This window comes from Clavibacter davisi (genome assembly GCF_052751415.1).
In genome coordinates, this window is record NZ_CP199882.1 from 3023322 (window position 1) to 3047288 (window position 23967).

Annotated in this window: 27 protein-coding genes; 18 read left to right on the top strand and 9 right to left on the bottom strand. The window is 73.4% G+C overall.

All coding sequences use genetic code 11. The features are described 5' to 3' along the window. Positions 1-23: 23 nt before the first annotated feature. The 4 genes from ACU4ZT_RS14325 (at position 24) to ACU4ZT_RS14340 (ending at position 5251) form a co-directional block, all read left to right on the top strand. On the top strand, positions 24-965 hold the full coding sequence (locus ACU4ZT_RS14325; protein WP_063071593.1) for a carbohydrate ABC transporter permease: 942 nt from the start codon (positions 24-26) through the stop codon (positions 963-965). 2 nt (positions 966-967) lie between these two features. Continuing rightward, positions 968-1918, top strand: a complete 951-nt coding sequence (locus ACU4ZT_RS14330) for a carbohydrate ABC transporter permease (protein WP_445337415.1) — start codon at positions 968-970, stop codon at positions 1916-1918. 61 nt (positions 1919-1979) lie between these two features. After that, positions 1980-3332 carry an ABC transporter substrate-binding protein gene (locus tag ACU4ZT_RS14335; RefSeq protein ID WP_414748929.1) on the top strand — a complete coding sequence of 451 codons (1353 nt, stop codon included), beginning with the start codon at positions 1980-1982 and terminating at the stop codon, positions 3330-3332. A gap of 83 nt (positions 3333-3415) precedes the next feature. Further along, entirely contained in the window at positions 3416-5251 is a 1836-nt protein-coding gene (locus ACU4ZT_RS14340; protein ID WP_445337416.1) for a glycoside hydrolase family 35 protein, read from the top strand. Positions 5252-5270: 19 nt separating this feature from the next. Here the strand turns inward: ACU4ZT_RS14340 and ACU4ZT_RS14345 are convergent, their stop codons facing one another. Both ACU4ZT_RS14345 and ACU4ZT_RS14350 read right to left on the bottom strand, forming a co-directional pair. Next, positions 5271-5648: a hypothetical protein gene (locus tag ACU4ZT_RS14345; protein WP_063071589.1), complete on the bottom strand. Its 378-nt coding sequence runs from the start codon at positions 5646-5648 to the stop codon at positions 5271-5273. After that, positions 5629-5859 (bottom strand): RNA-binding protein, encoded by a 231-nt coding sequence (locus ACU4ZT_RS14350; RefSeq protein ID WP_063071588.1) that lies wholly within the window; start codon positions 5857-5859, stop codon positions 5629-5631. The genes ACU4ZT_RS14345 and ACU4ZT_RS14350 overlap by 20 nt, the downstream gene beginning before the upstream one ends. 251 nt (positions 5860-6110) lie before the next feature. Here ACU4ZT_RS14350 and ACU4ZT_RS14355 point away from each other — a divergent pair, with 251 nt between their 5' ends. From ACU4ZT_RS14355 to ACU4ZT_RS14370, 4 genes are read left to right on the top strand one after another with little or no spacing between them, the layout of a single operon-like run. Then, a complete protein-coding gene (locus ACU4ZT_RS14355) occupies positions 6111-7601 on the top strand; it encodes an aldehyde dehydrogenase family protein (RefSeq protein ID WP_445337417.1) in 1491 nt (496 codons plus the stop codon). Continuing rightward, entirely contained in the window at positions 7598-9184 is a 1587-nt protein-coding gene (gene rfaE2 / locus ACU4ZT_RS14360; RefSeq protein WP_445337418.1) for a D-glycero-beta-D-manno-heptose 1-phosphate adenylyltransferase, read from the top strand. Before ACU4ZT_RS14355 ends, rfaE2 begins: the two co-directional genes overlap by 4 nt. Then, on the top strand, positions 9181-10200 hold the full coding sequence (locus tag ACU4ZT_RS14365; RefSeq protein ID WP_270981321.1) for a glycosyltransferase family 2 protein: 1020 nt from the start codon (positions 9181-9183) through the stop codon (positions 10198-10200). Before rfaE2 ends, ACU4ZT_RS14365 begins: the two co-directional genes overlap by 4 nt. Before the next feature lie 21 nt (positions 10201-10221). Beyond that, the gene (locus ACU4ZT_RS14370; RefSeq protein WP_063071585.1) at positions 10222-10413 is read left to right on the top strand and encodes a DUF2795 domain-containing protein; all 192 of its coding nucleotides are present in this window, start codon (positions 10222-10224) and stop codon (positions 10411-10413) included. Positions 10414-10486: 73 nt separating this feature from the next. Here ACU4ZT_RS14370 and ACU4ZT_RS14375 read toward each other — a convergent pair whose 3' ends face one another. After that, positions 10487-10627, bottom strand: coding sequence for a hypothetical protein (locus tag ACU4ZT_RS14375; RefSeq protein WP_175345489.1), 141 nt, complete (start codon positions 10625-10627; stop codon positions 10487-10489). A gap of 57 nt (positions 10628-10684) precedes the next feature. On the opposite strand from ACU4ZT_RS14375, the gene ACU4ZT_RS14380 reads away from it, so the two are divergent. Beyond that, complete coding sequence (locus ACU4ZT_RS14380; RefSeq protein ID WP_445337419.1) at positions 10685-11188, top strand: DUF2087 domain-containing protein; 504 nt, start codon at positions 10685-10687, stop codon at positions 11186-11188. Positions 11189-11395: 207 nt separating this feature from the next. Beyond that, positions 11396-12070 (top strand): hypothetical protein, encoded by a 675-nt coding sequence (locus ACU4ZT_RS14385; RefSeq protein WP_270981317.1) that lies wholly within the window; start codon positions 11396-11398, stop codon positions 12068-12070. 40 nt (positions 12071-12110) lie between these two features. On the opposite strand, the gene ACU4ZT_RS14390 is transcribed toward ACU4ZT_RS14385, so the two are convergent. From ACU4ZT_RS14390 to ACU4ZT_RS14405, 4 genes are all read right to left on the bottom strand, one after another. Continuing rightward, positions 12111-13352, bottom strand: coding sequence for a PP2C family protein-serine/threonine phosphatase (locus ACU4ZT_RS14390; protein WP_063071583.1), 1242 nt, complete (start codon positions 13350-13352; stop codon positions 12111-12113). Between the two features lie 148 nt (positions 13353-13500). Next, positions 13501-14826 carry a PP2C family protein-serine/threonine phosphatase gene (locus ACU4ZT_RS14395; protein WP_063071582.1) on the bottom strand — a complete coding sequence of 442 codons (1326 nt, stop codon included), beginning with the start codon at positions 14824-14826 and terminating at the stop codon, positions 13501-13503. Continuing rightward, entirely contained in the window at positions 14823-15266 is a 444-nt protein-coding gene (locus tag ACU4ZT_RS14400) for an ATP-binding protein (protein WP_063071581.1), read from the bottom strand. Before ACU4ZT_RS14400 ends, ACU4ZT_RS14395 begins: the two co-directional genes overlap by 4 nt. Continuing rightward, positions 15259-15597: an STAS domain-containing protein gene (locus tag ACU4ZT_RS14405; protein ID WP_063071580.1), complete on the bottom strand. Its 339-nt coding sequence runs from the start codon at positions 15595-15597 to the stop codon at positions 15259-15261. Before ACU4ZT_RS14405 ends, ACU4ZT_RS14400 begins: the two co-directional genes overlap by 8 nt. 271 nt (positions 15598-15868) lie before the next feature. Here ACU4ZT_RS14405 and ACU4ZT_RS14410 point away from each other — a divergent pair, with 271 nt between their 5' ends. Further along, positions 15869-16228: a hypothetical protein gene (locus ACU4ZT_RS14410; protein ID WP_063071579.1), complete on the top strand. Its 360-nt coding sequence runs from the start codon at positions 15869-15871 to the stop codon at positions 16226-16228. Here the strand turns inward: ACU4ZT_RS14410 and ACU4ZT_RS14415 are convergent. Next, the gene (locus ACU4ZT_RS14415; RefSeq protein ID WP_414763946.1) at positions 16195-16854 is read right to left on the bottom strand and encodes a histidine phosphatase family protein; all 660 of its coding nucleotides are present in this window, start codon (positions 16852-16854) and stop codon (positions 16195-16197) included. The genes ACU4ZT_RS14410 and ACU4ZT_RS14415 overlap by 34 nt on opposite strands. 88 nt (positions 16855-16942) lie before the next feature. Between ACU4ZT_RS14415 and ACU4ZT_RS14420 the strand changes: the two genes are divergently transcribed. The 4 genes from ACU4ZT_RS14420 (at position 16943) to ACU4ZT_RS14435 (ending at position 20185) form a co-directional block, all read left to right on the top strand. Then, positions 16943-17317, top strand: a complete 375-nt coding sequence (locus tag ACU4ZT_RS14420; protein WP_063071577.1) for a hypothetical protein — start codon at positions 16943-16945, stop codon at positions 17315-17317. A 2-nt stretch (positions 17318-17319) separates the two neighbouring features. Further along, positions 17320-18144, top strand: a complete 825-nt coding sequence (locus ACU4ZT_RS14425; RefSeq protein ID WP_063071576.1) for a nitroreductase family protein — start codon at positions 17320-17322, stop codon at positions 18142-18144. A 3-nt stretch (positions 18145-18147) separates the two neighbouring features. Beyond that, on the top strand, positions 18148-18312 hold the full coding sequence (locus ACU4ZT_RS14430; protein WP_175345488.1) for a hypothetical protein: 165 nt from the start codon (positions 18148-18150) through the stop codon (positions 18310-18312). A gap of 301 nt (positions 18313-18613) precedes the next feature. Further along, the gene (locus ACU4ZT_RS14435; RefSeq protein ID WP_414763945.1) at positions 18614-20185 is read left to right on the top strand and encodes an ABC-F family ATP-binding cassette domain-containing protein; all 1572 of its coding nucleotides are present in this window, start codon (positions 18614-18616) and stop codon (positions 20183-20185) included. A 6-nt stretch (positions 20186-20191) separates the two neighbouring features. On the opposite strand, the gene ACU4ZT_RS14440 is transcribed toward ACU4ZT_RS14435, so the two are convergent. Beyond that, on the bottom strand, positions 20192-20614 hold the full coding sequence (locus ACU4ZT_RS14440; RefSeq protein ID WP_414763944.1) for a GNAT family N-acetyltransferase: 423 nt from the start codon (positions 20612-20614) through the stop codon (positions 20192-20194). A 113-nt stretch (positions 20615-20727) separates the two neighbouring features. On the opposite strand from ACU4ZT_RS14440, the gene ACU4ZT_RS14445 reads away from it, so the two are divergent. The 3 genes from ACU4ZT_RS14445 (at position 20728) to ACU4ZT_RS14455 (ending at position 23963) form a co-directional block, all read left to right on the top strand. Next, positions 20728-21849, top strand: coding sequence for an ice-binding family protein (locus ACU4ZT_RS14445; RefSeq protein ID WP_414763943.1), 1122 nt, complete (start codon positions 20728-20730; stop codon positions 21847-21849). A gap of 159 nt (positions 21850-22008) precedes the next feature. After that, the gene (locus ACU4ZT_RS14450; RefSeq protein ID WP_445337420.1) at positions 22009-22974 is read left to right on the top strand and encodes a carbohydrate ABC transporter permease; all 966 of its coding nucleotides are present in this window, start codon (positions 22009-22011) and stop codon (positions 22972-22974) included. Continuing rightward, entirely contained in the window at positions 22974-23963 is a 990-nt protein-coding gene (locus ACU4ZT_RS14455; protein ID WP_063071570.1) for a carbohydrate ABC transporter permease, read from the top strand. Before ACU4ZT_RS14450 ends, ACU4ZT_RS14455 begins: the two co-directional genes overlap by 1 nt. Positions 23964-23967: the final 4 nt, after the last annotated feature.

Sequence of the window (23967 nt, forward strand, 5' to 3'; positions counted from 1 at the left end):
ATCCCCCGACGAAGTGGAAGCACATGACGACGATGTCGACCTCGGCCGCCCGGCCGACGGCGCCCGACGCAGCCCGCCCGAGCGGCGCCCCGATGCGACGCGACAAGCGACGCTGGACGGGGCTGTGGTTCGTGGCCCCGTTCCTCGTGGTCTTCCTCGTCGTGCTCATCGCGCCCGTCGGCTACTCGATCTACCTCAGCCTGTTCCAGGAGCGGATGATCGGCGGCAACTCGTTCGTCGGCATCGACAACTACACGCGTGCCTTCCGGGACGCGCAGTTCTGGGAGGCCCTCGGCCGCGTCGCGCTGTTCCTCGTGGTGCAGGTGCCGATCATGCTGTTCGTCGCCCTCTTCGCGGCGCTCGCGCTCGACTCGGCCCGCCTCCACCTCACGGCGTTCTTCCGCATCTCGATCTTCCTGCCCTACGCCGTCCCCGCGGTCGTCGCGGCGCTCATGTGGGGCTTCATCTACGGCAACCGCTTCGGCCTCGTCGGCAACCTGGAGCAGGCCACCGGCTGGGACCTCCCCGACCTGCTCTCGCAGAGCTGGATCCTCGCGTCGATCGGCAACATCGTCACGTGGGAGTTCGTCGGCTACAACATGCTGCTGTTCTACGCGGCCCTCCGCGTCATCTCGCCCGACCTCTACGAGGCCGCCGAGCTCGACGGCGCGGGCCCGTTCCGCATCGTCACCGGCATCAAGCTGCCCGCCATCCGCGGTGCGCTGGTCATCGGCGTGATCTTCTCGATCATCGGCAGCTTCCAGCTCTTCAACGAGCCGAACATCCTGCAGACGCTGGCGCCGAACGGCATCAGCTCGTTCTTCACGCCGAACATGTACGCCTACAACCTGTCCTTCGCGGGACAGGAGTTCAACTACTCCGCCGCCATCGCGATCATCATGGGCGTCCTGACGATGGTGGTCGCCTACGTGGTGCAGCTCGTCGGCACCCGGAAGGACAGCTGACCGTGTCGACCCTCACCGGAACCCCCCTCGCCGCGCCCGACGCCGGCACGCCCGTCCGCGACGCCCCGGCGGACCGCTCGCCCAAGCGCCGCCGCTCCGCCGGCGCCCCGCGCGAGCGCCGCAGCATCGTGCTCACCATCGTGATGTCGCTGCTGCTCATCTACTCCGTGCTCCCCCTGTTCTGGCTCCTGGTCAACTCGACCAAGACGCAGGACGCGCTGTTCAGCTCGTTCGGCCTCTGGTTCTCGGGCGACTTCGCGCTGTGGGACAACATCCTGGGCGTGCTGACGTACGGCAACGGCGAGTTCGTGCGCTGGCTCGGCAACACGCTGATCTACGTGGTCGTCGGAGCGGGCGGCGCCACGCTGCTCGCCACCCTCGCGGGCTACGGCCTGGCGAAGTTCGACTTCCCGGGCAAGAAGATCGTGTTCGCGGTGGTGCTCGGCGCCGTCGCGATCCCCGGCACCGCCCTCGCGGTGCCGACCTTCCTGCTCTTCAGCCAGATGGGCCTCACGAGCACCCCGTGGGCGATCATCCTGCCGTCGCTCATCAGCCCCTTCGGCCTGTACCTCATCTGGACCTACGCGGTCGACTCGGTGCCCGAGGAGATCCTCGAGGCGGCGCGGATCGACGGCTCGAGCGAGATCCGCACCTTCTTCACGATCAGCCTGCGGCTCCTGTCGCCCGGCCTCATCACGGTGCTGCTGTTCTCGATCGTCGCGACCTGGAACAACTACTTCCTGCCCCTGATCATGCTGAGCGACTCCCGCTGGTACCCCCTCACGGTGGGCCTCAACCAGTGGAACGCGCAGTCCACCACCGTGGGCGGCCAGCCGATCTACAACCTCGTCATCACGGGCTCGTTCCTCGCGATCATCCCGATCGTGATCGCGTTCCTCTTCCTCCAGCGCTACTGGCAGTCCGGCCTCTCGGCCGGCGGCGTCAAGGCGTAGCGCCCTCCGACAGCTCCTCCGCACCTCCCCTCACCACCACGAAGAAGTGAAAGGCACCACCATGTCCATCTCGTTCCCCCGCAGGGCGAAGCGCGCCATCGCGCTCGGCCTCGGCATCGTCCTCGCGGGCTCCCTCGCGGCGTGCTCCTCCGGATCCGGCGGCGCCAGCGCCGACTCCGCCTCGGCCGACGACCTCGCGAAGGCCCTCGACACGCAGTCCTCCATCACCGTCTGGGGCTGGGCCCCGGCCATCAAGCCGATCGCGGAGGCGTTCGAGAAGGCGCACCCGAAGGTCACGGTCGACGTGCAGAACGTCGGCACCGGCGCCGACCAGTACACGAAGCTCCAGAACGCCATCAAGGCGGGCAAGGGCGCCCCCGACGTGGCGCAGATCGAGTACTTCGCGATCCCGCAGTTCGCGCTCGGCAAGTCCCTCGCCGACCTCTCGGGCTACGGCTACACGGACCTGAAGGACCAGTTCACGGCGTCCACCTGGAACGCCGTCACCGAGGGCGACGCCCTCTACGCGCTGCCGCAGGACTCGGGCCCCATGGCGATGTTCTACCGCCAGGACGTCTTCGACAAGTACCAGATCGCCGTCCCCACCACGTGGGACGAGTACGTCGCCGCGGCGGAGAAGATGCACGCCGCCGACCCGAACCAGTACATCACCAGCGACTCCGGCGACGCCGGCTTCACCACGAGCATGATCTGGCAGGCCGGCGGCAAGCCCTACAAGGTCGACGGCGACAAGGTCACCATCGACATGCAGGACGCGGGCGCCAAGAAGTACACGGCCATGTGGAACAAGCTCGTCGAGGGCGGCTCGCTCGCCCAGACGCCCGGCTGGACCGACGAGTGGTTCCGCGGCCTCGGCGACGGATCCATCGCGACGCTGATCACCGGCGCCTGGATGCCCGGCAACCTCGAGGCGCAGGCCACCGCGGGCTCCGGCCAGTGGCGCGTCGCCCCCATGCCGCAGTACACCGCGGGTGACACCGCGACCGCGGAGAGCGGTGGATCCTCCATCGCCGTCATGCAGCAGTCGGCCAACAAGCTCGTCGCGGCGGAGTTCGCGAAGTTCACGACCGCGAACGAGGAGGGTCGCAAGATCTCCTTCGACGCCGGCGGCTTCCCCTCCACCACGGCCGACCTGAACAGCCCCGAGTTCCTCGCCGAGGCGCCCGAGTACTTCGGCGGGCAGAAGATCAACGAGGTGCTCAGCGCGGCCTCGAAGGAGGTCGTCCCGGACTGGCAGTACCTGCCCTTCCAGGTCTACACGAACAGCATCTTCAGCGACTCGGCCTCGTCGGCGTACTCCGGCGGCACCTCGCTCGACCCCGTCCTCGAGGCGTGGGGCAAGGCGGCTGCCGAGTACGGCCAGCAGCAGGGCTTCACCGTCGACGTGAAGTAGCAGCACCCGCACGACGAGGGGAGGTGCGACGCGAGTCGCGCCTCCCCTCTCCCCTGCCATCCCGCACCCCTGAGGACACGACCATGCCCGGCCTCCCCGCCACCAGCACCCGCTTCCGCATCGGCGCCGACGACTTCGAGCTCGACGGCCGACCGCACCGCGTCATCGCGGGCGCGCTCCACTACTTCCGCGTGCACCCCGACCAGTGGGCCGACCGGATCCGCAAGGCCCGCCTCATGGGCCTCGACACCATCGAGACGTACGTCGCCTGGAACGCCCACTCCCCCGAGCGCGGCGCGTTCGACACGAGCGACGGCCTCGACCTCGGCCGCTTCCTCGACCTGGTGCACGCGGAGGGCATGCACGCGATCGTGCGCCCCGGCCCCTACATCTGCGCGGAGTGGGACGGCGGCGGGCTCCCCGGCTGGCTGTTCGAGGATCCCGCGGTGGGCGTCCGCCGCAGCGACCCGCTGTACCTCGCGGCCGTCGACGAGTTCCTCCGCCGCGTGTACGAGATCGTCGCGCCGCGGCAGATCGACATGGGCGGGCCCGTGATCCTCGTGCAGATCGAGAATGAGTACGGCGCGTACGGCGACGACGCCGACTACCTCCGGCACCTCGTCGACCTCACGCGCGAGTCCGGCATCATCGTGCCGCTGACGACCGTCGACCAGCCCACCGACGAGATGCTCTCCCGCGGCAGCCTCGACGAGCTGCACCGCACGGGATCCTTCGGCTCGCGCGCCACCGAGCGCCTCGCCACCCTGCGCCGCCACCAGCCGACCGGCCCGCTCATGTGCAGCGAGTTCTGGGACGGCTGGTTCGACCACTGGGGCGAGCACCACCACACGACCTCCGCGGCCGACGCCGCCGCCGAGCTCGACGCGCTGCTCGCCGCGGGCGCGTCCGTGAACATCTACATGTTCCACGGCGGCACCAACTTCGGCTTCACGAACGGCGCCAACCACAAGGGCACCTACCAGTCGCACGTCACCTCGTACGACTACGACGCCCCGCTGGACGAGACCGGATCCCCGAGCGCTAAGTTCTTCGCGTTCCGCGACGTGATCGCCCGCTACCGGTCCGTGCCCGACGAGGTGCCCGCGCAGCGCGGCGACGCGCCCGCGTTCCGGACGGCGTTCGACGCGGTCGTGCCGCTCGCGGACCTCGTGGCGGATCCCGCCGCCTGGCGCGCGACGCCCGCCGTGCCGTCGATGGACGCGCTCGGCGTGTTCCGCGGGTTCGCGCTGCACCGCGTCGCGCTGCCCGCGTCCGACGATGCGCGCGTGCTGTCGTTCGGCGAGGTGCGCGACCGCGCCGTGGTGTCGGTGGACGGCGTACGCGTCGGCGTGATCCAGCGCGACCAGCACGAGACGGCGATCGCGGTGCCGCCCGGCCGGATGCTCGAGGTGCTCGTGGAGGACCAGGGGCGCGTCAACTACGGCGTGCGCATCGGCGAGGCGAAGGGCCTCATCGGGCCGGCGACGCTCGACGGCGAGGAGCTCGTCGACTGGGAGAGCCTGCCGCTCGACCTCGGCGCGATGGCCGCGGCGGTGGCGTCGGCGGCCGTCATCGCGGACGCGCCGCGCGGGGCCGAGGTGCCGGACGCGGATGCGTCGGCTGAGCCCGATGCGCCCGTCCGCTTCCTCGACGGGCCCGTGCTCGCGCACGCGTCGTTCGAGCTGGAGGCGCCCGCCGACCTCTTCCTCGACACGCGCTCGTGGGGCAAGGGCGTCGCGTTCGTCAACGGCTTCGCGCTCGGCCGCTACTGGACCCGCGGCCCGCAGCACACGCTCTACGTGCCGGGCGCGCAGCTCCGCGCGGGCCGCAACGACCTCGTCGTGTTCGAGACGGGTGCCGCGGCGGATCCGATCGTGGCGTTCCTGGCGCAGCCGGAGCTGGGGCACCTGGAGCCGTAGCCGGGCGCGGCCGGAGCGCTCAGCTGACGAGCTTCTCGGCGACGAGGAGCTCGTGCACCGCGCGGCGCACGAGCTCCGCCTGCTCCAGCCCGCTGCGCCGCTCCAGCTCGCGGAAGGCCGCGGAGTCGGCGGCGGAGATGACGGCGCGGACGACCGACTCGGAGGCGGGGCTCGGGTCCGGGTCCGCGGTCGCGCGCTTCTCGGCGTCGTACCGCCGGGCATCCTCGATCGCCTTCTCGATGGCCTCCATGGATCCGTACTCGCGGAGCATGAAGGCGCGCCCGTAGGCGGCCGCGGCCTCGCCCGTCAGCGGCGGACCCATGGCCTCGACGGGGCGGTCGGGATCCGTGAGTCGCGTGGCGAGGGCTTCGTACTCCTCATCCGTCATGTCGGCCATCCGGGTGCTCCTCTCGATAACGGCGGTACTTCGGGCCCAGCGGCATGGCGTGGAAGACAAGTGCCTCCCGCCGTGCTCCGGGGAACGTCCTCACCAGGATCTCCACCTCGCGCTCCGTCTGACCATGGGGGTGGCCGATGTAGAGCGTGATGCGTCCGCCATCAGGTTCCTCGCTGCGCAGGTGCTGGACGTAGTTCGGATGGAGGAGCATGTGGACCTGGTCGTCCTGGGGAACGCCGTGCTTCTCGGACGAGGGCGCCCATCGCGGTGTCATGGACGCACCATGTCGGCGGGTGCGCGCCCAATGTAGCCGACCAGCGCATCCGGGGACCAGGGGCGGATCCGGACTTCGGGGAGGAGCCGACGCCCCGTGTGGGACACCGGGGAAGTGGGTACGGGCCGGGTGGCGCGCGAGCGCCCCCGGCCGCGCATCCGCGGGCCGCCGACCCCGCGAGGAGACCTGTGACCACGGACACCGCACTCGACCTGGACGCCCTGATCGACCCCGAGGAGCCCGAGGCCGGACCCGGGACGCTGCGGATCACGGATCCGCGCGACGGCTCGCCCGTGGGCGACATCGACGCGTCGAGCCCCGAGGAGGTGGACGCCGCGGTGCGCCGCTCGGTCGCCGCATCCGCCGCCTGGGCCGCGATGCCGCCCGCCCAGCGCGGACAGGCCGTGCGCCGTGCCGCCCACGCGCTCGCCGAGCACGCGGAGGAGCTCGCCGAGCTCAACGCGCGCGAGACCGGAAAGCCCATCGGCGACGCGCTCGGCGGCGTCGGCGCGGGCGTCGACACGCTGCTCCAGTACTCCGAGCTCGGGCCCGTGCACCGCGGGAGGTCGCTGCTCGGCACGCTCCCGAACGTCGACTTCTCGGTGCCGCGGCCGCGCGGGGTCACGGTCGCGCTCACGCCGTGGAACGATCCCGTCGCGGTCGCGGCCGGCATCATCGGCGCGGCGCTCGTGATGGGCAACACCGTGGTCCACAAGCCGAGCGAGCGCTGCCCGCACACCGGCGAGCTGCTCGGCCGGGTGCTCGCGGACGCGCTGCCCGAGGGCGTGCTCGTCTCCGTGGTCGGCGGCGGCGACGTGGGCGACCGGCTCGTCGCGCACGAGGACACGCAGGTGGTGGCGCACGTCGGATCCACCGCCGCGGGCGAGGCCATCGCGCGCCGCGCCGCCGGCACCCCCACCCACGTGATCCGCGAGAACGGCGGCAACGACCCGCTCCTCGTCGACGCGGGGATCGACCCCGCGTGGGCCGCCGCGCAGGCCGCCCTCGGGTCGTTCGCCAACGCCGGCCAGATCTGCACCTCGGTCGAGCGGATCTACGTGCACCGCGACATCGCCGACCGCTTCACCGCCGCGCTCGTCGCGGAGGCCGAGCGCTGGAACTCCTCCGGCGACCTCGGCCCGCTGGTAGACGAGCGCATGCGCGACGCCGTGCACGAGCAGATCGCGGAGGCGCTCACCGAGGGCGCCCGCGCGCTCGTCGGCGGGCGCGTGCCCGACGGCCCCGGATCCCGCTACCCCGCCACCGTGCTCGTCGACTGCACCGCCGACATGACCGTCATGACGGCCGAGACGTTCGGCCCGGTCGCGGCCGTGCGCGTGGTCGCGGACTTCGACGAGGCGCTCGAGCGCGCGTCCGACGACCGCTACGGCCTCGCCGCGAGCGTGCTCACCGCGTCGATGGAGCACGCCCAGCGGGCGGCCGCCGAGCTGCCGGTCGGCACGATCAAGGTCAACGGCGTCTTCGGCGGCGCACCCGGCGGCGCCGCGCAGCCCCGCGGGCGTAGCGGATCCGGCTTCGGCTACGGCCCCGAGCTCCTCGACGAGATGAGCACCACGACGGTCGTGCACCTCGGGCTGCCGGTGCTCGACGCGGGCGACGTCACCCCGGCCGAGGCATCCTCCGGCTCGGTCAGCACCGACGCGGGCGACGCGCGATGACCAGCGAGCTGCGCGGCATCATCGGCCTGCTCGCGGAGCGCCGGCCCACCGTCACGGTCATCGGCGACGTGATCCTCGACGAGTGGTGGCGCGGCCACAGCGACCGCATGACCCGCGAGGCGCCGGCGCCCGTCGTGGACGTGACCGAGCGGATCCAGTCGCTCGGCGGCGCCGCGAACACCGCGGTGAACCTCGCGAGCCTCGGCGGCACCGTGCGGATGGTCGGCCTCGTCGGCCAGGACGCCGCGGGCGACCGCGTGCGCGACCTGCTGCTGGCGGCGGGCGTCGACGTGTCCGGCCTCGTGCACTCGCCGCGCCTCCGAACCACCACCAAGACGCGCATCGTGGGCGACGACCAGGTGATCGTCCGGGTCGACGACGTGCACCGCGGATCCGTGCACCGCGACGACGCGCGCGCCCTCGCCCGCGCCGCGCTGGAGGCCACCGCCGACGCGGACGCCGAGATCGTCTCCGACTACGGCACCGGCACGCTGCACGGCGTGGTGCTCGAGTCGCTCGCCGCGCGGTCGAGCCGCCCCGGCCTCACCGTCGTGGATGCGCACGATCCCGCCATGTGGGCGCCGCTCCGCCCCGACCTCATCACGCCGAACGCGGGCGAGGCGAGCCGCCTCATCGACCGGCCGCTCGCGCGCGACGAGGACCGGGCCGCCGTCATCGCGGGGCTCGCCGACGCCGTGCTCGCCGCATCCGGATCCGCGACCGCCGTCGTCACGCTCGACCGCGACGGCACCGTGGTGCTCGGCGCGGGCGAGCCGTACCGCACGCGCGCGCACCCGGTGCCGGAGAAGCAGGCGTCCGGCGCGGGCGACACGTTCGTCGCCGCCCTCACGCTCGCGCGCGCCGTGGGCCTGCCGCTCCAGGTCAGCGCCGACTTCGCGCAGGCCGCGGCGGACGTCGTCGTGCGCCTGCCCGGCACGTCCGTGTGCTCCGCCGCGACCCTCGCCGACCACCTCGGCGAGACGCGCTCGCGCACCGTGTCGCAGGCGGAGCTCGTCGAGCTCGTGGCCGCCGAGCGCGCCGCGGGCCGCCGCATCGTCTTCACGAACGGCTGCTTCGACGTGCTGCACCGCGGCCACACGACCTACCTCCGGCAGGCCAAGCGGCTCGGCGACGTGCTCGTGGTGGCGCTCAACAGCGACGACTCCGTGCGGCGGCTGAAGGGATCCGACCGACCGGTGAACACCGCAGAGGACCGCGCGGGCGTGCTCGCCGAGCTCTCCTGCGTCGACGTGATCACCGTCTTCGACACCGACACCCCCATCCCGCTGCTCGAGGCGGTGCGGCCCGACGTCTACGCGAAGGGCGGCGACTACACGCCCGAGATGCTCGACGAGACCGCGGTCGTGCGCGGGTACGGCGGCGAGGTGTCGATCCTCGGCTACGTGCCCTCGCAGTCGACGAGCTCGATGGTGGACCGGATCCGCGCCTCCGCTCCCGACCCCGGGTTCACGCGGCGCGCGGGGACGGCGACGTCCGCGTCCGCCGCCCCGCCCGCCGGTCCCGACGCCGGGGCAGCCGCCCCCGAGACGGATCCGGAGCCCGCGCCGGGAGCTCCCCGGTGACCGCCGGCCGCAGCCGCCGCTGGTCGGGCGAGTGGGGCGCCGGCCGCGCGCCCGACGCGCCCGCGATCGACGTGCTCGTGCCCACCGCGGGCCGCACCGCCGAGCTCGCGGTGACGCTCTCGGGCCTCGCCGGGCAGGACGACCCGCCGTTCCGCGTGATCGTGAGCGACCAGTCGGACGGATCCCGCGCATCCGTCGAGCCGAGCGTGCAGGGCATGGTCCGCGTGCTCCGCGCGCAGGGCCGCGAGGTCGAGGTGGTCGCGCACCTGCCGCGTCGCGGGATCGCCGAGCACCGGGCGTCGCTGCTCGCGCGCGCCACGGCCGACGCCGTGCTGTTCCTCGACGACGACGTGTGGCTGGAGCCCGGCATGCTGCGGCGGATGCACGACGCCCTCGAGGCGCTCGACATCGGCTTCGTCGGCGCCGCCGTGCAGGGCCTCAGCTACCTCGACGACCGCCGCGCGCACGAGGCCGCCGCCTTCACCCCGTGGGGCGACGGGGTCGAGCCGGAGCGCATCCGCCGGGGCACCCCGGGCTTCGACCGCTGGCCGCTGCACAACGCCGCGAACCTCGCGCACATCGCCGCCGACCTCGACCTCGAGGTCGACACCTGGCTCGCGTACCGGATCGCGTGGGTCGGCGGCTGCGTGCTCTACCGGCGCCGCGCGCTGGTGGAGACGGGCGGCTTCGACTTCTGGGAGCTGCTGCCCGAGCGGCACTCCGGCGAGGACGTCGCGGCGCAGTGGCGCGTGATGGAGCGCTTCGGCGGCGCGGGCATCGTCCCGAGCGGTGCCGTGCACCTCGAGGCCCCGACCACGCTGCCCGTGCGTGAGGTCGACGCGTTCGACGTGCTGTTCGCGGCGGAGGCGGCGGAGCGGCCGGATGCGGCGGAGCGGCCGGATGCGCCGGATGCGCCGGAGCCGTCGGATCCCCAGGAAGAGCACCTAGGCGACGCGCCGCCGGAGGAGTCGACTCGATCCGTGGGCGGCGTGGACCTCCGCGCCGACCGCTCCTGATCACCGACGAGAGGACACCCCATGGCCATCAATCCCATCGAGCTCCAGAAGCACCTCAGCGGCCTCGACTACCCGGCGTCGAAGGACGCGATCGTGAAGAAGGCGGAGGAGTCGGGCGCCGACTCCGGCACGCTCGACGCGCTCCGGAAGATCGCCGACAAGGAGTACGACGCCCCGACCGCGATCAACCAGGCGGTCTCCGACGCGAGCTGATCCGCTCCCGCACGACGCGACGGCCCCCGTCCTCCTGGTGAGGACGGGGGCCGTCGTGCGTGGTGGGCCGCACTCAGGGTCGGTACTGCTGCGGCTTCTCGAACCCCATCGGGTCGCCGTTCGCCGGGTTCTGGCCGTCACCGGCCATGCGGCCCTTGCCGAGCACGTAGAGGATCCGCGACAGGGCGCGGCCGAGGAGGCGGAGGACGGGCATGTCCCGACCGTATCCGTCCCGCTCGGCGCGCAGGAAGGCGCCGGGCAGGATGGGGGCATGGACCACATCGACCCGCGCCGCATCGCCGCCGTGCTCGCCGACGCGGAGATGCGGGCCGCGTACGCGCGCGTCGTGCTCGGCTCCTCCCTCGACGACGCCCTCGCGCACCTCTCCCCGGCGCGACGCACGAAGGCCGCACGCGCGCTCACCGGATCGGGGCTGGTGGCGGTCGCGGAGGACGACACCGCGACCGCGCCCGACGCCGTCTTCCGCGCGATCCTCGCCCAGCAGCCCGCGACCCCGCCCGCCCAGGGCGTCGAGCGCTTCCTCCGCGACGGCCGCATCGCGCAGTGGCCGGCCTCCCCGGCCGACCTCGACGCCCTGCTCCGGCACGTGGTCGCCCAGGTGCTGGATCCGGAAGAGGTCCTCGACGAGAAGGCCCTCACCGCGCGCCTGGTCCGCCTCACCGACGACCACGCGCTGCTCCGCCGCCACCTCGTGGACGCGGGCCTCGTGCTGCGGACGCGCTCGGGATCCGAGTACGCGCGGGCCGCGAACTGAGCTCGAAGCCCATCGGGTGCCATTCCGTGCCAGCCCGTCTCCGTCGGAGGCTGCATGTAACGTCCGGGCGGTGGCTCTGCTGGAGACCGACTCCCAGCACGCCGGCCGTCTCGGTCCCGGTGAGCCCTCCGACGAGAGAGTGAGGACGATGATGTCGCCTTCTAGCCGAATGGGCGATGCCCCGCACGTGGAGTTCAGGGGAGAAGCATGACGCCGCCGGTGATCGCGACGCTCCTGGCCGCGCTGACCGCCGCGTTGAGCTTGATCTGGACGGTCATCTACCAACTCCTGATACTCAAGGGCCGACGTCAGCCGGACCGGACCGTGGAGGCCGGTCGCAACCTCGAACTGATGCGCAGCCTCGGCACGGGTGGTATGGACCCCCATCTGGATCAGCGGGAAGCTCAGCGCATACACGAGGCAGAGATCCACAAGCTCGAGCAGACAGTGCGGATCAGCGCCGCGAGGTTCGCGGTCCAGGCGCTCCCCGTGGAGCCAGCCCGCGGACCGTGGCTCCTGATGGGATTCGTGAGTGCGATCCTCTTCGGGACGGGCGTCGCGATCTTGATCACCTCACGCGCGCGACCAGATCCCGCTGATCATCTCTACGACGTGATCTCCGGCCTGATCCTCTACGTCGTCGGGATCACGGGTTGTCTGCTCGTCTTCACCCGGTTGTCGACTCGTCACCTGGACAGGATGGTGTTGGATCAGGCCGGGATCGAAGCACGGAGGCGCCAGGTCTCGGTCCGGGACTCGCTCACGTCCTGGAGGACGCACCGTGCTGCCCGTCGCCTACGTCTAGCGCGAATGGCGACGCGCAAGACCAGTCCCGAGGCGAAACAGCGCATCGGGACCTTCCACAGAGACGAAGACGCCTGATCCTCCGCGGAGCGACCGCTCGGGCAGGATCCAGCTCACCTCAGGCCCCGCCCGCGTACCGCACGCACACCGCCGTCACGTCGTCGCCGACGCGCACGCCGGCCACCGCGTCGTGGATGCGCTGCACCGTCTCCGCGGCGTCGGCCGCGTCCCGCACGAGCTCCACGAGCGGCACGACCGAGTCGAGCGAGCCGTCGAAGAGGTCGAGGGCGCCGTCGGTGAAGGCGAGGAGGCGGTCGCCTGGGCGGAGCTCGCCCGCGGCCGTCGTCCAGGTCGCGTCCGGCACGACGCCGAGCGGCAGCCCGAGGGCCGGCAGCGTCTCGTGCGACCCGTCCGCGCGGAGCACCAGGGTGAGGCCGTGGCCGCCGTCGGCGTAGGCGAAGGCGCCGGTGGATCCATCGACCCGGCAGTGCAGGAAGGTCGCGAACGTCTCGGTCGCGTCGAGGTCGGTCTGGAGCTGCGCCTGCACGGCGCTCACGGTGCGCTCGACGTCGGCTCCCCGGTGCGCCTGGAAGCCGGAGCGGACGGCCGAGGCGAGGATCGCCGCGCCCGCGCCCTTGCCCATCACGTCGGCGAGGGTCACGTGGAGGCCGTCGGCGTCCTCGCCCCAGGAGTAGAAGTCGCCGCCGACGCCGCGCGACGGGATGCTGATCCCGGCCAGCTCGAAGTCGGGCCAGAGCGGCCGGTCGACGGGCAGCAGCCGCCGCTGGATCTCGCCGGCCGCCTCCTCGTCCGCGCTGTCGCGGAGCTCGCGCTCCACCCACGCGCCCATCTCGTCGAGCAGCTTCTCCTGCGCGGGGTCGAGGTCGCGCGGCTCGGTGTCGACGAGGCACAGCGTGCCGACGGTCTGGCCGCCCGCGCGGAGCGGCCGCCCGGCGTAGAAGCGGATGTGCCGCGGCCCGGTGACCGTGGTGCGCTCGGCGAAGCGCGCGTCCCGGGTGGCGTCCGGCACGACGAGGAGGTCGGGCGAGCGGATGGTCACGTCGCAGAACGACTGCGTGCGGTCGGAGAGCAGCGAGACCCCGTGCGGCTGCGGCGACTTCGTGAACTGGTCGGTGTCGGCCACCAGGTTGATCTCGGCCACGGGCACGTCGAACATCTCGCGCGCGATGCGGGTGACGCGGTCGAAGCGCTCCTCGGCCGCGGATCCGACGAGCCGCAGGTCGTGCACGGCCCGCAGGCGCACCAGCTCGTCCTCGGCCCCGAGCGCCGCGGGCATCTCGGTGGACCGGCCGGACGGAGGCGAGCCGACCGAGCGCGCGACGGGTTGCTGCATGGTCATGTCGTCGTCCCCCTGCGTGTCCCGGCGCCGGCCGCACCGGACGGGAGACCCGACCGGCGCACGATCCCCCCGGATCCGGGCGCCTGGGCCGAGTGTACGTGCGCGTCCTGGGCGTGGACCGAGCCCGGACGACCCGTCTCCGGGGGCCTCACGCCTCCCGGCGGAGGACCAGCACGGTCACGTCGTCCGGGTTCTCCTGGCCGGCGGCGAGCGCCGTGATCCGCTCCACGAGCTCCTCCGCGGACGCCGACTCGCGCGCCAGCTCGGCCACCCGGTCGACCGCGCCGAGGGTGCCGTCGTAGAGGTCGAGCACGCCGTCGCTGAAGGTCACGATGAGGTCGCCGGGGTCGAGTCGCAGCGCGTGCGACCTCCAGCCCGAGGCGCCGGGCACGCCCACCGGCAGGTCGGCCGACTCGAGGCGCTCGTGCGACCCGTCCGCGCGGACCAGCGCGGTGAGCCCGTGGCCCGCATCCGCGTAGAGCACGGTGTGGTCCTCGGCGCGCACGCGGGCGTGGAAGACCGTGGCGAACGTCGAGGTCTCGCCGAGCTCCGCGGTGAAGCAGTCGGCGGTGCGCTCGATGGCGACGACCGGATCCGGCACGTTCTTCGCGCTGCGCACGACCGCGCGCGCGGTGGCCGCGATGATCCCGGCGCCCATGCCCTTGCCCATGACGTCGCCGAGCGTGAACGCCAGGCCCTCCTTCACGGGGTACCAGTCGAAGAAGTCCCCGCCCACGGCCTTCGACGGTAGGCACGCGCCGGCGACCTGGTAGCCGGGCAGCGGCACGAGCGCCTTGGGCAGGAGGGCCTGCTGCACCACGGAGGCGCGCCGCATCTCCTCCTGGCTCGCGCGCTCCCGGGCGCGCGACGCCTCGAGGCTCAGCCGCGTGAGCCGCGACAGCTCGTTGACGACGAAGGCGGCGAGCGCGAAGGCCACGGCGCTGTAGAAGCCGCGCCACAGCTCGTTCGCGTTCTGCTCGCCGAGCTCGAGGAGGAGCGGGAGGCCGAAGGTCACGTAGACGCCGACGAACGCGACGAGCACGTTCCACCGGCCGGGGTTCAGGCCGAACCAGACCACGGGGAGGATCACGAGGGTCCCGTAGATGGAGGCGTTCTCGCCCGTCGCGATCCGCAGCACGCCGATGGCGACCATGTCGAGCGCGGGCACGAGGTTCGTGAGGCGGGCGCGTTCCCGGCGCAGCGCGACGGCGGCGGCCAGCAGGGTCGCGAGCGCGACCAGCGCGATGGAGATCAGGAGGGCGCGCGGCGAGGTGACGGTGAGGGTCGGCACGGCGAGGGTCATCACCACGGCGAGCCCGAACATCGCGACCATCGGCAGCTGCTTGACGAGCGCGGTCGGGCCCGCCGGACCGATCGCCCGCGGACCCGTCTGCGGCACCCATGCCATGCGCTCGACCCAGGCCGGCGCCGGCCGCGAGGAGAAGACGCGCGGCAGCTTGAACGGCGTGCTCACGCCGGCGACCCGGCGGCGCCGTCGACCTCCGGCTCGGCGCGCGTGCGCCGGACGCTCCAGACGTTCTCGGCGCCGACGCGCTCGTAGGAGAGGTCGTCGCAGAGCAGCTGGACCATCGCGAGGCCGCGGCCGGACTCGGCGTCCTCGCCGGGCATCTCGCGCGGGGTGAGGCGGAAGTCGCCGGGCTCGGATCCGTCGCGCAGCCGCGCGCTCATCGTGCCGGCGTCGACGGTGACGCTCACCTCGCACGTGACGCCCTGGCCGTGGTCGGCGTGCTCGATGACGTTGGAGGCCAGCTCGATGAGGGCCGTCTCGAACGCCATGCGGTCGAGGGCGCCGATGTCGGGACGCTCGTCCCAGAGGCGGGCGATGAAGCCGTGCACGGCGTCGACGTCCTGGCCGGGCGAGCGGAGAGTCAGCGACCGCGTGGTCTCAGTCACGGTACGCGGCTTCGGACGTGGGCGACGCGATCAGCACGCGGTCGAGGTTCGACAGCTGCAGCACCATCGCGACCTGGGGTCCCGGGGCCGACAGCCGCAGGTCGCCGCCGGCGTCGCGGGCCGACTTGAGGCCGGCGATGAGCGCCCCCAGCCCGGACGAGTCGATGAAGTCGACCTCGGCGAGGTCCACCACTATCCGGGACGCCCCGCCGGCGAGCGCGTCGTGGACGGCCTCCCGGAGCTCCGGGGCCGAGGCCATGTTGAGCATGCCCGTCACGGCGACGACGGTGACGTCGTCCTCCCGGCGTGCGGTGGCGGTCGTGAACGCCATGGATCCCCCTCGCTTCGGACGCTGCGCCGGCGTCGGCATCCCCCCGGACGCGACGACGGTCCGTGCCCGGTCCGCGCAGTGCCCTGCGCTGATCCCCGGCATCCGTCCGGGCACATCCTCCCACAATCGAGGAAATACGATGAGGGGACGAAGGGTTCCGGATGGTGTCCGTGGAGCGCATCCGGCTGGCGACGGCCGGGCGCACGCGGCAGTGTCGCTCCGGGATCCCCCACCCGCCGAGCACGGCCCCCGGCCGCACGAGGAGACGACCGTGTCGACCGCACCCGAGCACGTCCCGACCGAGCGCCGCATCACGCGGCAGGCCATCGAGACCTCCATCGCGATGGCGTGGAACGCCGAGGGCGAGGTGCGCGGCCTGCCGCCGCTCGCCTGGCAGCTCGGCGGCCTGTGGGAGGGCATCCACTTCGCGGGCGACGCCGACGCGTACGCCCCCGAGCTGCGGCGCGAGATCGTCGAGTCGTGGATCGCGGGCCTCGGCCTCGCGGACGCCATCGACCTCACCGACGGCCCGCTCGCGCGCTCCGGCGACGACATGGTGTGGACGGGCGCGCTCGACGACGTGGTGTTCCAGCTGCGCTATCCGGCGACGGACGCGGATCCGGCCTGCTGAGCGGCGCATGCGGAGCCGCGCTCGCGCCACCCGGATCCGTCGCGCTCCAGCTCGATGAGCTGCCCGTTGGCCCACACCAGCGAGCGGGTGAGCGCCGGCGAGCGCCCGAGCGCCGAGAGGTAGAGCACGCGCAGCAGGTAGCCGTGCGCGACCACGAGCGTGGTGCGCGGATCCGCCGCGACGTCGTCGAGGACCGCCCGCGCCCGGATCGCGGCCGCCGCCCACGTCTCGCCGCCGCCGGGCGCGGCGGGCTCGCCGCCCTCGCCCGTGAGCCAGGCCGCGAACGCCGCCCCGTGCACGGGGCCGCGCAGCTCGTCGCGCGTGATCCCCTCGAAGCCGCCGAAGTCGAGCTCCACCAGCTCGGCCCGCGGCTCGGGCACCACGCCCGGCGCGACGCCCTGCTCCTGCAGGATCCGCGCGGTGCTGCGGGCGCGCGACAGCGTGCTCACGAGGATCCGCTCCACGCCCTCCCCGCGCAGCCGCGCCGCGAGGGGCGCGAGCTGCTCCGCCGCGTCGTCGTCGACGTCGATGTCGGTGCGCGAGTCGTACCGGTACTCCCGGTTCCAGGGCGTCGGCGCGTGCCGGGTGAGGAGCAGGCGCGCGGGGGCGGCCGGGGAGGTCTGCATGGGTCCATCCAACCGGGATCTCACCCGCGGCTGTGCTCCGCCGCCCGGGCCCGGTCGTCGTGCCGGGCCCGGACTAGCGTCGCAGGGGATGACCAGGAGCCGCACCCGCGCCGCGTCGCCCGGCGTGCGCATCGCCTTCGCCGCCGCGAGCGCCGCGTACCTCGCGAACTGCGCCATCGGGATCGCCGCGGCCACCCGGATCCTGCCGCCGCGCCCCGAGCTCCGCCTCCACCACCGCGCGTACCTGCTCACGAGCACCCTCACCGCGGTCGCGCTGGCCGTCGCGCTCCGGGCAGCCGCCCCCGGCCGCGCCGCCGGCCGTCGCGCCGCGCTCCGGCTCGCCCCCGCCCTGATCCCGCTCGCCGCGCTCCCCGCCGCCGGCACGCGCACCCGCCGGCACCCCGCCGTCGCCCTGACCGCCGCGCCCTGGTACGCCTGGGGCACCCTCACCGCCTGGAGATGAACGTGGAGTTCCTCGACGTCCTGCGCGCCCGGAAGACCACCAACGGCGCCTTCCTGCCCGATCCCGTGAGCGAGGAGCACCAGCGGCTCCTGATGGAGGTCGCGGGCCGCGCGCCGTCGCAGCTCAACAGCCAGCCGTGGCGCTTCGTGCTGATCGAGGAGCGCGACACCATCGAGCGCATCGCGGACATCAGCGGCGAGAGCATGACCGAGACGATGTCGAACGGCACGTTCTTCGAGCGCTACAAGCACCACTTCCGCTTCTCGCAGGAGGAGATGGACCGGCGCCGCGACGGCATGCTCTTCGACAGGCTGCCCGCGCCGCTGCGCCCCTTCACGAAGCAGGCCTTCACGCCGCGCGGCCAGGGGCTCATGAACGCGCTCCGGGTGCCGCAGACGCTCGGCCGCGAGAACCGGCGGCTCGTCGCGGGCAGCCCGCTGCTCATCGGCGTGATGCTCGACCGCGCCGAGGACCGCCCCGAGTCCCTCGCATCCTTCTACTCGACGTTCTCGCTGGGCGCGGCGATGGAGAACGTCTGGCTGACGACCGTGGAGCTCGGCATGGGGATCCAGTTCATCTCGTTCCCGATGGAGATCCGCGCGCAGTGGACCCGCGTCGAGGAGCTGCTCCGCGTGCCGCCGGAGCTCCAGCTCATGGCCGTCTACCGGCTTGGATACCTGCCGCCGGAGGCCCGCCGCCCCGCGATCGACTGGTCGAGCCGCGAGCGCAAGCGCCCGTCGCAGTACGTGTTCCGCGGCACGTGCGACACCCCGCAGGAGGGGTGGGACGAGCCCGCCGAGCCCGGCCGCCCCGTCGACCGGAGCTGACGCGTGGCCGACGACGGCTGGGTGCGCGGATCGGGGATCCAGACGCACGCCGCGTCCTACGACCCCGACGGCCGCTTCACCCACCTGAACTTCCCCGGCAGCCTCGACCTCGACCACGCCCCGCGCCTGGTCGAGGACCCGCAGAGCGCCCGCACGCTCCCCGGCTGACGCGCGCCCGCGGGCTGCCCTTGCCCCGCCGCCGCCCGACCGCGTAGGTTGCCAGGCGTACCCCGTCGCGACCCGACGCCTCCGGTGCGGCCGACACACCGGCCGGTCGGTCCGGCCGCGGACACGGGGGCTCCCCGCCTGGAAGTCGGACCGATGCGCCTCACCCCCGGTACTGCGCCCCTCGCGCAGCAGCTGATCACGCACTGACGACCCCCGCGCGCGCCCGCATCCCCGGGCCGCGCCCTCCGCCTCGGCGGACCGGTGGTCGTCGTGCACCCGCATCGACCCACCGGGACGGCCCATGCCCTTCGCACCCTCCATCACGCTCGACCGCTGCACCTTCGCCTGGCCGGACGGCGCGCTCGTCCTCGACTCCGCCAGCGCGCGGTTCGGCCGCGGCACGACCGGCCTCGTCGGCCGCAACGGCGCCGGCAAGTCCACGCTCGTCCGGCTCGTCGTCGGCGACCTCGCGCCCGCATCCGGATCCATCGCCACCAGCGGACCGGTCGACCACCTTCCGCAGCGGCTCCGCACCGGCCCCGACGACACGGTCGCCGACCTCCTCGGGGTGCGCGCCCGGCTCCGGGCCCTGCGCGCGATCCTCGACGGGGATCCCGACCCGGCGCACTTCGACGCGCTCGGCGACGAGTGGGAAGTGGAGTCCCGCGCGGCCGCGGCGCTCCGCGACGTCGGTCTCGCCGAGGACGACCTCGACCGCCCCGTCGCGACCCTCTCCGGCGGGCAGGCCGTGCTCGTCGCGATCAGCGGGGTGCGCCTCCGCGGCCGGCCCGTCGCGATCCTCGACGAGCCGACCAACAGCCTCGACGGCCGGGCGCGCGGGATCCTCCTCGACCTCGTCGACGGCTGGCGCGGCGCACTGGTCGTCGTCAGCCACGACCGCGAGCTGCTCGAGCACGTGGACGAGGTGGCCGAGCTCCGGGACGGCCGGATCACCGTGACCGGCGGCGCGTTCCCGGAGCACGAGGAGCGCGTGGCCGGTGAGCAGGCGGCGGCCGAGCGGCGGATCCGCGCGGCCGAGCACGCGCACCGCGCCGAGCGCCGTCAGCGCATCGAGGCCGAGACGACGATCGCCCGCCGCGCGAAGGCCGGGGCGCGGGCGAGCGGGTCGATGCCGCGGATGGCCGCGAACGAGCGCCGGAAGCACGCGGAGGCGACGGCGGGGCGCCTCCACCGGGCCCACGCGGACGCCGAGCGGCAGGCGGCGGACGCGGTCGCCGAGGCCGAGTCGCACCTCCGGGAGGATGCGCCCCTGCGGCTCGACCTGCCGGATCCCGGGCTCCCCGCCTCCCGACGCGTCGCCGAGATCACGGTCCGAGGCAGCGCACGCGTGCTGCGGGGGCCGGAGCGCATCGCGATCACGGGCGCGAACGGGGTGGGCAAGTCCACGCTGCTCGCGCAGCTCGTCGGGGCACCCGACGCACGTGAGCACCCGCTGCCCGACACCCGCGCCGTCGCCCTGACGGATCGGATCGCGTACCTCCCGCAGGGACGCGACGGGCTCGACGACGACCGCACCGTGCTGGAGAACGTGCGCCGGGCCGCGCCCGACGTGCCGCCCCGTGACCTGAGGAACCGGCTCGCGCGATTCCTCATCCGCGGCGACGCCGTCGACCGCCCGGCCGCGTCGCTCTCCGGCGGGGAGCGCTTCCGGGTGGCGCTCGCGGGGCTGCTGCTGGCGGATCCGCCGCCGCAGCTCCTCGTGCTCGACGAGCCGACGAACGACCTCGACATGGCGGGCATCGACCGCCTCGTCGAGGCGCTCCGTGCCCACCGTGGCGCGCTCGTCATCGTCAGCCACGACCGGACGGTGCTCGACCGCCTCGACCTCGACGAGAGGATCGAGCTCGCGTGAGCCCCGTCAGGGCCGCCGCGCGAACGCCGCCAGCCCCTGCTCCCCGTGCGGCACGAAGCCGAGCGAGCGGTAGAACGGGTGCGAGCGCTCGGCGTCGTCGGTGCCGCCCGCGTCGGTGGTGAGCACGATGAGCGCGCAGTCCCGGTACCGGTCGCGCACGTGCTCGAGGAGCGCGCGGCCGACGCCGCCGCGCTGGCGGTCGGGGCGCACGAGGAGGTCCTGCACGTAGCAGATCGACACCCCGTCGCTCACGGTGCGCACGAGGCCGACGAGCGTGCCGGCGTCGTCGCGCGCGGTCGCGACGAGGTCGGATCCGGCGAGCGCCCGCTCGAGCCGCTCCGGGTCGCGCGTGTAGACGGTCCAGCCGACGGATCCGTAGAGCTCGAGCAGCTCGTCGCGGGTCGGGATCTCGTCCACGGGGAGGGTCACCCCCACACCGTAACCGCCTGTGGACGGAGCGCCCGCAGCCCGCTGCTCCCTCGATACTGTCGCGGTTCCGCCCGCCATACCTCGGACGGCCCCAACTCGGACGAGAGAGCCCCATGCCCCAGTCGCGCCATGCCCGCACGCCCTCGTCCACGACCCGGAAGCGCTGCGGATCCGTCGCGCTGACCGCGGCCGTCGTCGCCGCCACCGCCGCCGGCGGTCTCGGAGCCGCGCTCCTCGCTCCCGCGAGCGCGTTCGCCGCCACCGCCACGGTCGGACTCGGCACCGCCGCCTCCTACTCGGTGCTCGCCGGCCAGGGCGTCACGAACACCGGCCTCACCACGCTCACGGCCGACCTCGGCACCAGCCCGTCCGCGTCGGTCACGGGCTTCCCGCCCGGCATCGTCGGCGGCGCCACGCACGCGGCCGACGCCGCGGCCGGCCAGGCCCAGTCCGACCTCACCACCGCCTACGTCGACGCGGCCGGGCGCCCCACCACTGCCGCCATCCCCGCCGACCTCGTCGGCGCCACGCTCACGCCCGGCGTCTACACCGCGGGCGGCCCGCTCGGCCTCACGGGCACGGTCACGCTCGACGCGCAGGGCGACCCGTCCGCGGTCTTCGTCATCCAGGCCCCCTCCACGCTCACCACCGGTTCGAGCAGCCGGGTCTCGCTCGTCAACGGCGCCCAGGCCTGCAACGTGTTCTGGCAGGTCTCGAGCTCGGCCAGCCTCGGCACGAACTCGGGCTTCGCCGGGTCGATCCTCGCGCTCACCTCCATCTCCGTCGGAACCGGCGCCACCGTCGACGGCCGCGCGCTCGCTCGCAACGGAGCCGTCACCCTCGACGACGACGCGTTCGTCGCCTCCACCTGCGGCAGCACCACCTCGCCCATCGGCTCGGGCTCCACGCCCGTCGTCACGCCCACCCCGGCGCCCTCGGCCTCGCCCGCCCCGACGCCCACGCCCGGCGGCGGCACGGGCGGCGGCACCGGCGGCGGAGGGGGCGGCGGCACCGGCGGCACGACCGGCGGATCCACGCCCACCCCGTCGCCCACGCCCACCTCCGGCGTCCCGTCGTCCACCCCTCCCGGCGACGTGCCGCCCACGAGCGGCCACCTCCCCCGCACGGGCGGCGACGGCGCGCGCCTCATCCTCGAGCTGGGGCTCGGCGCCGCGGCGCTCGTGGCCGGCATCGTCGCGGTCATCGCGGTCCGCGCCCGCCGCCGCCGCGGCTAGCCGCACGGCGGCCGCACCACCGCATCACCCGACGCCCGTCCCCGCCTCGCGCGGGGGCGGGCGTCCGTCATGCGCACGACCCGGACGCCGAGGAGGAGCCGGTCTAGGGTCGGCAGGAGGAGCGACGACGCCCCGATCCACCAGTCGACGAGGACCACCATGACGACGACGAGCCGCCCGCCGCGCAGCGCCCGCGCCTCCGCCGACCGGGCGCCCCGTCCCCGCCGCTCCCGCATGGCCCGCCGCGAGGCCGTGGCCGGCTACCTCTTCATCAGCCCGTGGATCGTCGGGTTCCTCGTCTTCACGCTCGGCGCGATGGTCTACAGCCTCGTGGTCTCGTTCAGCGACTACAACCTCGCCACCGACGTGGCCACCCCGGTCGGCACGGAGAACTACGAGCGGCTGTTCTCGGATCCGCGCGTGGCCCTCTCGCTCGGCAACACGCTCTTCTACGCCATCCTCGCGGTGCCGTTCGAGGTCTGCCTCGCGCTCCTGCTCGCGATCCTCCTGGCGCGCCTCGGCCGCGGCGCCGGCCTCTTCCGCACCCTCTACTACCTGCCGAAGATGACCCCGACGGTCGCCACCGCGAGCGTCTTCCTGCTGCTGCTCAACGGCAACACGGGCGCCGTGAACGAGGGACTCGAGGCGATCGGCATCGACGGCCCGCAGTGGCTCATCGACCCCGCGTGGGTGAAGCCGTCCATCGTCCTGATGACGCTGTGGGGCGTGAGCGGCACCATGGTGATCTTCCTCGCCGCCCTCAAGGACGTGCCGCGCGAGCTCTACGAGGTCTCGTCGCTCGACGGCGCCGGCCCCGTGCGGCAGTTCTTCGCCATCACCGTGCCGATGATCTCCGGCGCCATCTTCTTCAACGTCGTCGTGCTCACCATCGCGGCGCTGCAGGTCTTCGACCAGGCCTACCTGCTGTTCTGGCGCGACCAGACGAACGCCTCCCCCGACTCGTCGCTCTTCTACGGCGTGTACCTGTTCCAGCAGGCGTTCCGCTCGTTCGACTTCGGGTTCGCGGCCGCGATGGCGTGGCTGCTGTTCGTGATCGTGCTGGTCATCACGCTCGTGCAGGTGAAGCTGAGCCGTCGGTTCGTCTACTACGAGGGGGACCGCTGATGGCCGTCACCGACCGCACGCCCGATGCCGCCGCGACCACGACGCCCGCCGCCGCGACCGGCGACCCTCGCCTCGCGGCCGCCCTCACGCCGCGGCCGTCGCGGGATCCGTCGCCCCGGGGCGCCGACCCCGACCGCGGCCGCCGCGTGCGCTCCCGCATCGGCCGCGGCCTCATCGCCGCGGTGCTCGTGGGCTTCGCGCTCCTCTTCCTCTACCCGTTCGCGTGGCTGCTGGCCGCGAGCCTCAAGCCGCGCGGCGAGGTCTTCGACAACGCGCTGTGGCCGCGCACGTTCACGCCGCAGAACTACGTGGAGGTGTGGGAGCAGCTCCCGCTCCTCGGCTGGATGGGCAACAGCCTCGCGATCGCGCTGCTCTCGGCGGCGCTCGTGTCGATCTCGAGCGCGCTCGTGGCGTTCGGCTTCGCGTACTTCCGGTTCCCGGGCCGCAGGATCCTGTTCGGCCTCGTGCTCGCGACCATGATGCTGCCGGGTGCCGTCACGATGGTGCCGCAGTTCCTCATCTGGAAGAACCTCGGGCTCATCGGCACGTGGATCCCGCTGTTCGGCATGAACCTGTTCGGCTCGGCCTTCTACATCTTCCTGCAGCGCCAGTTCTTCCTCGGCCTGCCGCGGGAGCTGTTCGAGGCCGCGCGGCTCGACGGCGCCAGCTACTTCGGGATGTTCCGGCGGATCGCGCTGCCGCTGTCGATCCCGTCGTTCGTCATCATCTTCATCTTCGAGTTCCAGGCCAGCTGGAACAACCTGCAGGCGTCGCTCATCTACCTCAACGCCGGCAGCGTCGAGGGCTTCACGGTGCCGCTCGGCCTCTCCTACGCGATGACCGCCTTCAGCCCGACGAACGGCGGCCAGGGCGACTACCAGCTCGTGATGGTCGCGGCGCTCCTCGTGACCCTGCCGATGCTCGTGCTCTTCGCGTTCGGCCAGCGCTACTTCGTGGAGGGCATCGCGACGCAGGGGCGGAAGGGCTGAACCA

Bases quoted from the DNA above. Each gene is read 5' to 3' on its own strand.
- ACU4ZT_RS14325 (WP_063071593.1), top strand. From the start codon at position 24: ATGACGACGATGTCGACCTCGGCCGCCCGGCCGACGGCGCCCGACGCA.
- ACU4ZT_RS14335 (WP_414748929.1), top strand. From the start codon at position 1,980: ATGTCCATCTCGTTCCCCCGCAGGGCGAAGCGCGCCATCGCGCTCGGC.
- ACU4ZT_RS14340 (WP_445337416.1), top strand. From the start codon at position 3,416: ATGCCCGGCCTCCCCGCCACCAGCACCCGCTTCCGCATCGGCGCCGAC.
- ACU4ZT_RS14345 (WP_063071589.1), bottom strand. From the start codon at position 5,648: ATGGCCGACATGACGGATGAGGAGTACGAAGCCCTCGCCACGCGACTC.
- ACU4ZT_RS14350 (WP_063071588.1), bottom strand. From the start codon at position 5,859: ATGCTCCTCCATCCGAACTACGTCCAGCACCTGCGCAGCGAGGAACCT.
- rfaE2 (WP_445337418.1), top strand. From the start codon at position 7,598: ATGACCAGCGAGCTGCGCGGCATCATCGGCCTGCTCGCGGAGCGCCGG.
- ACU4ZT_RS14370 (WP_063071585.1), top strand. From the start codon at position 10,222: ATGGCCATCAATCCCATCGAGCTCCAGAAGCACCTCAGCGGCCTCGAC.
- ACU4ZT_RS14375 (WP_175345489.1), bottom strand. From the start codon at position 10,627: ATGCCCGTCCTCCGCCTCCTCGGCCGCGCCCTGTCGCGGATCCTCTAC.
- ACU4ZT_RS14380 (WP_445337419.1), top strand. From the start codon at position 10,685: ATGGACCACATCGACCCGCGCCGCATCGCCGCCGTGCTCGCCGACGCG.
- ACU4ZT_RS14385 (WP_270981317.1), top strand. From the start codon at position 11,396: ATGACGCCGCCGGTGATCGCGACGCTCCTGGCCGCGCTGACCGCCGCG.
- ACU4ZT_RS14390 (WP_063071583.1), bottom strand. From the start codon at position 13,352: ATGACCATGCAGCAACCCGTCGCGCGCTCGGTCGGCTCGCCTCCGTCC.
- ACU4ZT_RS14405 (WP_063071580.1), bottom strand. From the start codon at position 15,597: ATGGCGTTCACGACCGCCACCGCACGCCGGGAGGACGACGTCACCGTC.
- ACU4ZT_RS14415 (WP_414763946.1), bottom strand. From the start codon at position 16,854: ATGCAGACCTCCCCGGCCGCCCCCGCGCGCCTGCTCCTCACCCGGCAC.
- ACU4ZT_RS14420 (WP_063071577.1), top strand. From the start codon at position 16,943: ATGACCAGGAGCCGCACCCGCGCCGCGTCGCCCGGCGTGCGCATCGCC.
- ACU4ZT_RS14435 (WP_414763945.1), top strand. From the start codon at position 18,614: ATGCCCTTCGCACCCTCCATCACGCTCGACCGCTGCACCTTCGCCTGG.
- ACU4ZT_RS14445 (WP_414763943.1), top strand. From the start codon at position 20,728: ATGCCCCAGTCGCGCCATGCCCGCACGCCCTCGTCCACGACCCGGAAG.
- ACU4ZT_RS14450 (WP_445337420.1), top strand. From the start codon at position 22,009: ATGACGACGACGAGCCGCCCGCCGCGCAGCGCCCGCGCCTCCGCCGAC.
- ACU4ZT_RS14455 (WP_063071570.1), top strand. From the start codon at position 22,974: ATGGCCGTCACCGACCGCACGCCCGATGCCGCCGCGACCACGACGCCC.